General features: G+C 66.4%; 9 protein-coding genes. 3 read left to right on the forward strand and 6 right to left on the reverse strand.

Translation table 11 applies throughout. The annotated features are described in order from the left end of the window. Nucleotides 1-126 precede the first annotated feature (126 nt). Nucleotides 127-1,896 (forward strand): AMP-binding protein, encoded by a 1,770-nt coding sequence (locus RH857_RS09490; RefSeq protein WP_310537739.1) that lies wholly within the window; start codon nucleotides 127-129, stop codon nucleotides 1,894-1,896. A 31-nt stretch (nucleotides 1,897-1,927) separates the two neighbouring features. Here RH857_RS09490 and RH857_RS09495 read toward each other — a convergent pair whose 3' ends face one another. Together RH857_RS09495 and RH857_RS09500 are read right to left on the reverse strand one after the other, a co-directional pair. After that, nucleotides 1,928-2,533, reverse strand: a complete 606-nt coding sequence (locus tag RH857_RS09495) for a response regulator transcription factor (RefSeq protein ID WP_310537740.1) — start codon at nucleotides 2,531-2,533, stop codon at nucleotides 1,928-1,930. Further along, nucleotides 2,530-3,675, reverse strand: a complete 1,146-nt coding sequence (locus tag RH857_RS09500) for a sensor histidine kinase (protein ID WP_310537741.1) — start codon at nucleotides 3,673-3,675, stop codon at nucleotides 2,530-2,532. Before RH857_RS09500 ends, RH857_RS09495 begins: the two co-directional genes overlap by 4 nt. Nucleotides 3,676-3,841: 166 nt before the next feature. Between RH857_RS09500 and RH857_RS09505 the strand changes: the two genes are divergently transcribed. Continuing rightward, nucleotides 3,842-4,372 (forward strand): hypothetical protein, encoded by a 531-nt coding sequence (locus RH857_RS09505; protein ID WP_310537742.1) that lies wholly within the window; start codon nucleotides 3,842-3,844, stop codon nucleotides 4,370-4,372. 57 nt (nucleotides 4,373-4,429) lie between these two features. Here the strand turns inward: RH857_RS09505 and RH857_RS09510 are convergent, their stop codons facing one another. From RH857_RS09510 to RH857_RS09525, 4 genes are all read right to left on the reverse strand, one after another. Next, nucleotides 4,430-4,942 (reverse strand): DUF456 domain-containing protein, encoded by a 513-nt coding sequence (locus tag RH857_RS09510; protein WP_310537743.1) that lies wholly within the window; start codon nucleotides 4,940-4,942, stop codon nucleotides 4,430-4,432. A 20-nt stretch (nucleotides 4,943-4,962) separates the two neighbouring features. Continuing rightward, nucleotides 4,963-5,565 (reverse strand): DUF1648 domain-containing protein, encoded by a 603-nt coding sequence (locus RH857_RS09515; RefSeq protein WP_310537744.1) that lies wholly within the window; start codon nucleotides 5,563-5,565, stop codon nucleotides 4,963-4,965. Nucleotides 5,566-5,661: 96 nt separating this feature from the next. Then, complete coding sequence (locus tag RH857_RS09520) at nucleotides 5,662-6,768, reverse strand: enoyl-CoA hydratase/isomerase family protein (RefSeq protein WP_310537745.1); 1,107 nt, start codon at nucleotides 6,766-6,768, stop codon at nucleotides 5,662-5,664. A 101-nt stretch (nucleotides 6,769-6,869) separates the two neighbouring features. Next, entirely contained in the window at nucleotides 6,870-7,715 is an 846-nt protein-coding gene (locus RH857_RS09525) for an HpcH/HpaI aldolase/citrate lyase family protein (RefSeq protein WP_310537746.1), read from the reverse strand. A gap of 381 nt (nucleotides 7,716-8,096) precedes the next feature. On the opposite strand from RH857_RS09525, the gene RH857_RS09530 reads away from it, so the two are divergent. Continuing rightward, complete coding sequence (locus tag RH857_RS09530) at nucleotides 8,097-8,828, forward strand: hypothetical protein (RefSeq protein WP_310537747.1); 732 nt, start codon at nucleotides 8,097-8,099, stop codon at nucleotides 8,826-8,828. Nucleotides 8,829-9,176 lie beyond the last annotated feature (348 nt).

Raw genomic sequence — 9,176 nt, forward strand, 5'->3', positions numbered from 1 at the left:
TATACAGACTCACTCGCCCATGCCTTGGGTTCACTATACGGACACTCCAGGTCAGCGAAAGTTATCCTGCGCCCGAGCGCGCGTAGGGTATGAGCAGATGTCGAGCGAGAAGTAAGGACCACCATCATGACTGAGGCTGCGGTGACCAGTCAGTTCAGAGCAGCACGTGACCAGCTGGTGCGCTGCCAGCAGGATTACGCGAAGGCCCGTGCCGAGTTTGCCTGGCCCCGATTCGAGCACTTCAATTTTGCCCTGGACTGGTTCGATGCGATCGCCACAGCCCCCGAGCGCGGCGACCAGGATGCCCTGGTCATCGCCGAGGCCGACGGTCAGGTGCTGCGCCGCACCTTCGCACAGCTGGCAGAGACCTCCGACCGAGTGGCCAACTGGTTGCGCGGGATCGGCGTACAGCGCGGGGACCGCATCATTCTCATGCTCGGCAATCAGGTGGAGCTCTGGGAGGTCATGCTGGCAGGCATGAAAGTGGGTGCCGTCCTGATTCCCACCGCCACGCAGATGGGCCCCTCCGAGCTTCAGGACCGCGTGGCTCGCGGTGAGGTGGCCTGGGCCGTGGCCGATGCTGCGAATCTGCAGAAGTTCGCCGAGGTCCACGGGACCTTCAACCTCATCCACGTGCCCGGTCACTACAGCCCGGAGACCCCCAGCCCGGACGTCACCGCACCCTCGGGCGAGTCCCGCACCGTGCTGCGGTACAGCGATGCCTACGCGGCGTCGTCGTCGTTCACACCCGCTGAACCCACGCCCGCGGACGAGACCCTGCTGCTGTACTTCACCTCCGGCACCACCACGCTGCCCAAGCTCGTGGAGCACACCCACACCTCGTATCCGGTGGGGCACCTGACCACCATGTACTGGATCGGCATCCAGCCCGGTGATGTGCACCTGAACGTCGCAGGTCCCGGGTGGGGGAAGCATGCCTGGTCGAACTTCTTTGCTCCGTGGATCGCCGAGGCGACGATCTTCGTCTACAACTACCAGCGGTTCGACGCCGTCGAACTGATGGATCAGATGGGCCGTCATGGGGTCACCAGCTTCTGTGCTCCGCCGACAGTCTGGCGCATGCTCATCCAGGCTGACCTCACCCAGCTGACCAACCCGCCCCGCGTCACCGTCTCCGCGGGCGAACCTCTCAACGCCGAGGTCATCCAGCAGGTCCAGCGGGCGTGGAACACCACCATCCGCGACGGCTTCGGTCAGACCGAATCCACCCTGCAGGTCGCCAACACTCCCGGTCAGCCGGTCAAGCCGGGGTCCATGGGCCGCCCGCTGCCCGGCTTCGACGTGGTCATCCTGGACCCGCAGACAGGCCAGGAGGCCCAGGAGGGCGAGCTGTGCCTGCGCGCCGAACAGAGCGGTCCGCACCGGCCCGTGGGGCTGATGAAGTCCTATTACGGCGATCCCCAGCGCACCGCCGAGGTCTTCCGCGGCGGCGTCTACCACACCGGAGATGTGGTCTCCCAGGACGAGGACGGCGTGCTGACCTACGTGGGGAGGGCCGACGACGTCTTCAAGTCCAGCGACTACCGGATCTCCCCCTTCGAGCTGGAGTCAGTGCTCGTGGAACATCCGGCAGTGGCGGAAGCAGCGGTGATTCCCTCCCCCGATCCGCTGCGGCTCTCCGTGCCTAAAGCCTTTGTGGTGTTGGCCGCAGGCTACGAGTGGACGCGTGAGACCGCTGCCTCGATCCTGACCCACTGCCGCGAGACGGTGGCACCGTTCAAACGCATCCGACGGATCGAGCTGGCGGACCTGCCCAAGACCATCTCCGGCAAGATCCGCCGCGTGGAGCTGCGCGCTCTGGAGGAGTCCCGCTCCGTGGACGGACAGGCTCCCGCCACCGCCGAGGGTGAGTTCCTGGAATCCGACCTGCGGTGAGCCGGTCCCGCGGGCGGGGACACCCCGGGCGCTAAAGCCAGTCGCGTTCGCGCGCGTAGCGGGCGGCGTCGTGCCGGGTGCGGGTCTGCGTCTTCTGCATCGCGTGGGAGAGGTAGTTCCGCACCGTGCCCTCGGCCAGGTGCAGGCGTGCGGCGATGTCGGCCACCGAGTACCCCTGTGAGGTTTCGCGCAGCACGTCAATCTCCCGCTCGGTGAGGGGACAGTCGTCCACCACGGCGAGCGCCGAGACATCCGGATCGATCCATCTCTTGCCCGCATGCAGTGCGCCAATCACCTCCGCGATGTGCTCGGGCTCAGCGGACTTACTCACGAAGCCCCGCACCCCCAGCTTCAGGGCCCTGCGCAGCACGCCGGGGCGGGCATGGCGGGTCAGCATGAGGATCGCCTGATCAGGAACCTGCTGCTGCAAGCGGGCCACGGCCTCCAGACCATCGGTGCCGGGCATCTCCAGGTCAATCACCAGCACATCCGGGTGGTGCTCCAGCACCGCCGTCACGGCCTGGGCGCCGTCCTCCGCCTCGGCGAGCACGCTGATCTCACCCTCCAGAGGCAGCAGGGACGCCAGCGCTTTGCGCAGCAGCACCTCATCATCAGCCAGCACAATGCTGATGCTCATCGGGCTGCCCCGCTGTCTGCCGCCACCGCGACCTCGGTCTGGCATCCGTGCTCCGGGAGCACGGCGTAGGTGGTGAAGCGTCCGTTCTGCACGGCGGTCTCCAGCCGGCCGTCATGCTGGGCCAGCCGTTCCCGCAGCGTGGCCAGACCACGCTGGCGCGTACTGGCTGCTGCTGCACCGTCGTTCTCAATGCGCAGGCTGCGCCCGGTGACGATAATCCTGACGTGCGTGGCCTGAGCGTGGCGCAGGATATTGGTGGTGGTCTCCCGCAGGACTTGGCCCAGCAGCTCGCTCCAGGCGACGCCGTCGTCGTCGTCCTTCTCCACACTCACCCGGATCCCCGCCGCCTCAAAGAGATTCTTGACGTTCTCCAGCTCCGCGTTGAGGTTCAGCGTGTGCTGCGCGTAGGCCAGCTCCTTGGTGCGCGTAATGGTGTCAGCCACCAGTTCATGGACCTCCCGCAGCTCCTGAGCGGCACGCTCGGGGTCTCGGCGCAGCAGCTTCTCCGCCAGGGTGACTTTGAGTTTGACCACGTGGAGGGCGTGCCCCTGGATGTCGTGCAGGTCGCTGGCAAACCGAAAGCGCTCCCGCATCACCGCCAGGTCGGCGTCAGCCTGCTGCAGGCGCCCCAGCTCCCCCACCAGATCGAAGTGGCGCTGGGTGATCACCATGGCCCACGCGAACAGCCAGGTCATACCCCCGGGAAGCACAATGTAGGGCACCAGCTGGTCACCGGCGCGCTCGGGCCGCAGCATCAGATCCAGTGCGCCGATGGCGGCCACCGCCACTCCCAGCACGAAGCCCGAGACCAAGCGGTGACGCGGCAGCTTGGAGATGACCACACCGGCGACGACGGCGAGCATGAAGAAGCCGCGCGGACTGTCGACCACCACCACGCTCAGCACCCAGGAGAGCGCCGTCACCGCCAGAGCCGGGTAGACCAGGGGGTGCGTTCCGGTCTCCCGCCATGTCAGCACCGCGATGACCGCGCCGAGCACTCCGGCCCCCAGGATGACGACGTCGACCCAGGACTGGGCATCCATGATCAGGAAGATGATGCCGATCGGGATGGTGCTGGCCACCAGGGACACGATGTTCAGACGCCGGATCTGCCGGTGGGTGGATTCGGTGTTCGCAGTCACCCGTTCAGCCTAATCGGCGCGGCCTGCCCCACACAGTGACGCTACGTCATACGCAGGTTCTGACATTGCGGCACTGCTCGCGGGCTCCGGATCCCAGAAGGATGGAGGCACAAGACAACGGAGAGGCACGACGACGCCGCTCCCCACCTGAAAAAGGAGACACCTCATGGACTTCATGCCCGACTTCATCACCGACTTTGTGGTCGATGTCCTCACCTGGCTCGGCGATACCCTGACCGGCGCGGAGCCGTGGCAGCAGTTCTTTGTGATTCTGCTGGCGGGAGCAATCCCGTTCGTGGAGTCCTACCTCGCGAGCTTCTTCACGGTACTCCTGGGAGTCACCCCTTGGTTGGCGGTGCCGGCTGCGATCCTGGGCAACTGGCTGTGCATGATGGTGCTGACCGCTCTCACCGGAGGTGCCCGTGACGCCGCGACCCGCGGCCGGGACCCCAAGCCGGAGCAGGAGACCAGCCGCAGCCGCCGCCGCGTGGCCAAGTATGTGGACCGCTTCGGGGTCCCCGGAGTGTGCTTCCTGACCCCGCTGGTGCTGCCCACCATGATCACCGCACCCATCCTGGTGGGCTTCGGAGCCTCCCGACGGAACGTCTACCTGTACATGACGCTGTCGATCATCGCCTGGGGCGTGCTGTTTGGCGTCTTCAGCGACTGGGTGATGACCTGGTACGGCCTTGGCTGACAGGCGGTCACGGCGCATGGGGGCTCTGCCACGGCAGGGCCCCGGCCGTGCTGGGCCTCAGAAGATGAAGTGGATCAGCGCCGCCAGCAGAAAGGCGGCCACCGCGGTGCCGGCAAGCAGAAACTCCACCAGAATGCCGATGCCCATGGCGCGCAGGGCTTTCAGGCTGGCGGACCCCGCCGCCTGCCAGTCGTAGTCCCGCCGGATAAGCTCCGCACCGAAGAGGCCCAGGGCAAAACCGAGGAAGAGCCCCAGGGGCGGAAAGATGACGAGGCCGATGACGGCGCACACAATGCCGATGAGGATCGGTCCGCGCGGAATCCTCTCCCTCTGCAGCGCCCGGCCCGTGAGCACCGTGGAGGCGCTCCACCCCGCCAGCGCCAGCAGCATGCCGATCACGGCGGCGGTCCAGACCACCGGTCCTCCCACGAGGATCGCCCAGATCAGCAGACCCAGAATAATGACCAGGCTGCCGGGCAGCACCGGCAGGATCACCCCGACCACGCCGGCCAGCAGCACCAGGCCGATGATGATGGTGGTCACCGCTTCAGCGGTGGTGGATTCAAGCATGGCGGACCTTCCGGATCAGTTCAGCGGATTCTGTACATGCGGATGGTAAAGACCACCACGGGAAGAAGCACCGCGGCCATCGCGAACCAGATGAGCGGGGTGAGACCGAACCAGCCGGCCCACTCGCCCGCCATCGAGACCGGGATCAGGGCCATCCCGGCGCAGAGCCAGATCATCATCTGCTCGGCATTCTTGTACTGGCGCTGGATATTCTCCTCGGTGAGCTGGAAGGGGAAGTTGAAGATGCGCGGAAAGCGACCCAGCGCCGCGCACAGGACAAATGCGCCCAGGGAGAGGAGATACGGCAGAAGCGCCTCGTTCGGACTGCCGTAGCGGGTGACCTCCCCGGCGGCGTTGTAGTGCATCGGCACCTGATCCTCAGCTCCGGCCCACCACATCGCGAACCCCACGGAAGCGACGATGACCATCGCGATGGAGGCCGCGTAGAGCCCCCGGTGGAAGAGGTCCAGGGTGTAACGGCGCGGCGGGCGAGTGCCGAAGCTGGGGTAGATGACGGTGCCGTCGGCGTCGCGCAGAGGAACGCCTCGCTGCACCGCCTCCTGATAGGTGCTGGCGTAAGCCACCTCCTGCGACGTGGTGCGGTCTGTCTCCTGATGCGTCATCTGCTGAAGCCCCTCGTGCGTCGTCGTGCTCTGGTTATTTCAGTTTTTCAGAAAACTGTCGTCCAGCGCGTTTCCGACGTCAGGGATGACGCGCCGCTAGAGCAGAGTCAGCAGCTTCCCCGGCACCGGGGTGAAGTAGTGGGCCAACAGGTCCTCATCGACCTCCGTGACCGCAGCAGGCCGCCAGCGCGGGCTCTTGTCCTTGTCCACGACCTGGGCGCGGATCCCCTCACGGAAGTCATGGGAACGCAGCGCATGCACCGCGATCGTGAACTCCTGGCTCAGCGCCGCCTCCAGACTGAGCTCCGCTGCCAGGCTGATAGCGCGGTGAGCGACCTTGACCATCGTGGGTGAGGCCGCCCGCAGCACATCAAGGGCCTGCCCAGCACCGGGATGCTCCTCACTGAGTTCCAGCAGGCGTTCCATAATCTCCTCGACCGTCTCCGCCGAGTAGGCGTCCTCAATCCACACCGCCGCCTCCGCCAGGGGAGCCGGCTCCGGGCTCACGCTGAAGCGCGGAAGCACCTGATCCACGTGCTCTTCGGTCAGGGCCTGGGTGAGTTCATCGATGCTGGAGGAGTCGATCTGCACGTCGGCCAACCCCATGTGCAGGGCATCGGCGGCGCCCACGTGCAAACTGGTCATGCCGGCGTGCAGACCCAGCCGCCCCGGGGCCCGGCCGTAGAGGTAGGAGCCGCCGGCATCCGGTGAGAAGCCGATCATGGTCTCGGGCATGCCCGCACGCGTGCGTTCGGTGACGATGCGGTGGGATCCGTGGGCGGAGACGCCGATTCCGCCGCCGAGCACCACCCCGTCCATCAGCGCGATGTAGGGCTTGGGGAACCGTGCGGTCGCCAGGTTCATCACGTACTCGGCGGTGAGAAAGTCCTCGCCGCCGAAGTGTGCCTGGTACGCCGGGGTTCCCTCAGGCAGCAGCGGTCCGCCGTCCTGGGGCTGCTGGGAGACCATGTCCTGATAGAGGGCCACGATGTCCCCGCCGGCGCAGAGCCCACGGTCGCCGGCGCCGCGCACGAGGACCTGAGTGACGGCGTCGTCCTCCGCCCAGTCGGCCAGCTGGACGATGATGGACTCGCACATCAGCTGGGTCAGCGAATTCAGGGCCTTGGGGCGGTTCAGCGTGATCAGGCCCAGGTGGCCGCGGACCTCGAAGGCTACGTTGCCGGCATACGTCTCTCGTCCCATGTGAGCCAGACTACAACGCCGACGCCGGCGGAATCACTACCCCTGGAGGCGTACCGCAGGCCGTTGACCAGCGCGGACCGTAGGCGCGGGGAGAGGAACGCTTAGGCGTTCCACAGGCCGTAGGAATCGGCCAGGGAGGCGATCTTCTGTGCGCGAGCCAAACGCGGCAGGTAGGAACCGTCACCGATGGAGGCGCCGCGCTCATGGGCCTCGATGAGTTCGCGGGCCCACGTGAGCTCATCCTCGGAGGGTGAAAGCCCCTTGTTGACCTGCTCCACCTGCGCCCGGTTCAGCGAGAGCTTTCCGGTCATTCCCATCTCGGCAGTGACCCGGCAGGCTTCAGCGATGGTGGCGTCGTCGGCGTTGGCTTCCGTGGGACCGTCGATGGCACCGGGCAATCCTCCCACGCGGGAGGCGATGACCAGCCGGGAGCGGGCATAGGCCAGAGCCATGGGGTCGGCTGATACACCCACGTCCTTACGGAAGTCATTGGTACCGAAGGCCAGGCGGAAGGTGCCCGGCGCGGAGGCGATCTGGGTGGCGTTCTCCACGCCCAGGGCCGATTCGATCAGGGCGATCACCGGGGTACCAGCGCGCAGCCGCATGGCGGTGTAGGTGACCTGATCGGGACGCTCCGTCTCGGCGAGCATGACTCCGCGCAGACCCTCGGCCTTGGACAGGGCAGCCACGTCGTGCTCCCAGTACTCCGAGGTGGTGGGGCTGATGCGTACCCAGGCGGTCATTCCGCCGTTGAGGGCCCGCAGCACGGCATCGCGAGCCTGCTCCTTCTGGTCGGCCGGAACGGAGGCTTCCAGATCGAAGATCACCGAGTCCGCCTCTGAGGCGAGGCCGGGCGCAAAATCCTCTTCCTTGGCGGCGTTGATCAGCAGCCATGAGCGGGAAAGTTTGGCAGGCAGCGCAGCGGCTCGACGGTTCCGGATCGGCATGCTGAAAGCCTACCGGAGAACGCACCGGCACCTGGTGTTTGCGGGGTCCGTCACACCGCGTTCCGCCGCCTTGACATGGTTACTCGTCGGTTGCACTATAGATGAACCGGAGATATTCAAGTTTGAAACATCTCCGCGGTGAAACACCAGACGAGGCATTGGAGTTTCCGTTCCCTCCGATGTCGTCATCTGCCCCGTGAGAAGCAGTTAGAGCGCCGGGTGCGAATCGTCCCACCCCCTCCGTGCAGCACCCGGGTGCGCTTCTCTTCCAGGGCGGGAGGCTGCCCCCGTTCACAGCCTCCCGCCCTTTCTCACATCCGCTGACCGAAGCCCTCCGGGGCGAAGTCCTCACCCGTGAAGCAGCTGTCGTATCCTGTTCCAATGACCTGCTCCCCCCGGCCTGTCCGGCGCTGGCTTGCGGCTTCCGCCGTAGCCGCAGCTCTTCTCACCTCGGCTTGCTCCCCTGGCGGCGGCGAAACCGAGACCGACGACGCCGAGTCTCCCGTCCCCGAGAACCCGCTGCCCGAACCCGAGTACGAGGGCGATGACACTATCCGGCTGCCGGTGGCCATGGTGAGTCCGGCGGGTCACTCCGAGCGGGCCCCCATCGGGGAAGACGGCACCCTGGAGTCCGACCTTGCGCCGGGAGCGCAGCTGGACAACACCGGGGTCTCCCAGCCCCACCCGCACATGACGGAGATTGCCCGCACCGGGACGTTCGGCTGCGGCGACACCATTTCTGTGGTGCAGACCGTCCCGATGGTGACCGACGACGCTGCCAGCGCAGCCCTGGGCTTCCTCCTGCAGGATCAGCTCTACTCTCACGGGGATCCCGCGTTCATCAATGCGCTGGCGGTCTCCGCCGACTCGCTGGAGCTGGACTCCGTGAGCGTCGACGGCGACACGGTGACCGTTCAGCTGAGCGGGGAGGCGGTGACCCGCAGTTACTGCGAGGCGTGGCAGGCGCTCAAGCAAGTCGAGACCACGGCGATCGTGGCCACCGGCACCCGATCGGCGAACGTGCTGCTCAACGGTGAACCGATGGCGGCACATCTTGGGGTGGACGACGACGGCACACCCCTGGAGATCATCCAGATCCAGCGCGACGACTGACCGCGCGGCCCGGGGCGCGCCTGGAGCCCGCGTCGGCTGTTTTCTCCGCAGGTAGCCCTACCTGCCGAGAAAGTGTGCTGAAACTGCAGCTTCCGGCCCCTGCTGACGCTTCTTTCTGCAGTTTCAACACACTTTATGTACCCGGACTGCGGTCGAAAGTCGCCCACGGGACCGGTGCTTCGGGCGTGAAGGCGAGCCCCAGCTCGCCCAGAGCGCGGCGGGGTTCCCCCGCCCACGGAACCAACACTTCAGGCGTGATGGCGAGCGCCAGCTCGCCGAGAGCGCGGCGGGGCTTCCCCGCCCGCGGAACTAGCTGTGATGTTCAGACACGTTGTTCCGACGAGGTTC

It is taken from the genome of Nesterenkonia flava (assembly GCF_031432335.1).
Classification (GTDB): domain Bacteria; phylum Actinomycetota; class Actinomycetes; order Actinomycetales; family Micrococcaceae; genus Nesterenkonia; species Nesterenkonia flava.

Coding starts and splice junctions, on each gene's coding strand:
- RH857_RS09490 (WP_310537739.1), top strand. CDS start 127: ATGACTGAGGCTGCGGTGACCAGTCAGTTCAGAGCAGCACGTGACCAG.
- RH857_RS09495 (WP_310537740.1), bottom strand. CDS start 2,533: ATGAGCATCAGCATTGTGCTGGCTGATGATGAGGTGCTGCTGCGCAAA.
- RH857_RS09505 (WP_310537742.1), top strand. CDS start 3,842: ATGGACTTCATGCCCGACTTCATCACCGACTTTGTGGTCGATGTCCTC.
- RH857_RS09510 (WP_310537743.1), bottom strand. CDS start 4,942: ATGCTTGAATCCACCACCGCTGAAGCGGTGACCACCATCATCATCGGC.
- RH857_RS09515 (WP_310537744.1), bottom strand. CDS start 5,565: ATGACGCATCAGGAGACAGACCGCACCACGTCGCAGGAGGTGGCTTAC.
- RH857_RS09520 (WP_310537745.1), bottom strand. CDS start 6,768: ATGGGACGAGAGACGTATGCCGGCAACGTAGCCTTCGAGGTCCGCGGC.
- RH857_RS09525 (WP_310537746.1), bottom strand. CDS start 7,715: ATGCCGATCCGGAACCGTCGAGCCGCTGCGCTGCCTGCCAAACTTTCC.
- RH857_RS09530 (WP_310537747.1), top strand. CDS start 8,097: ATGACCTGCTCCCCCCGGCCTGTCCGGCGCTGGCTTGCGGCTTCCGCC.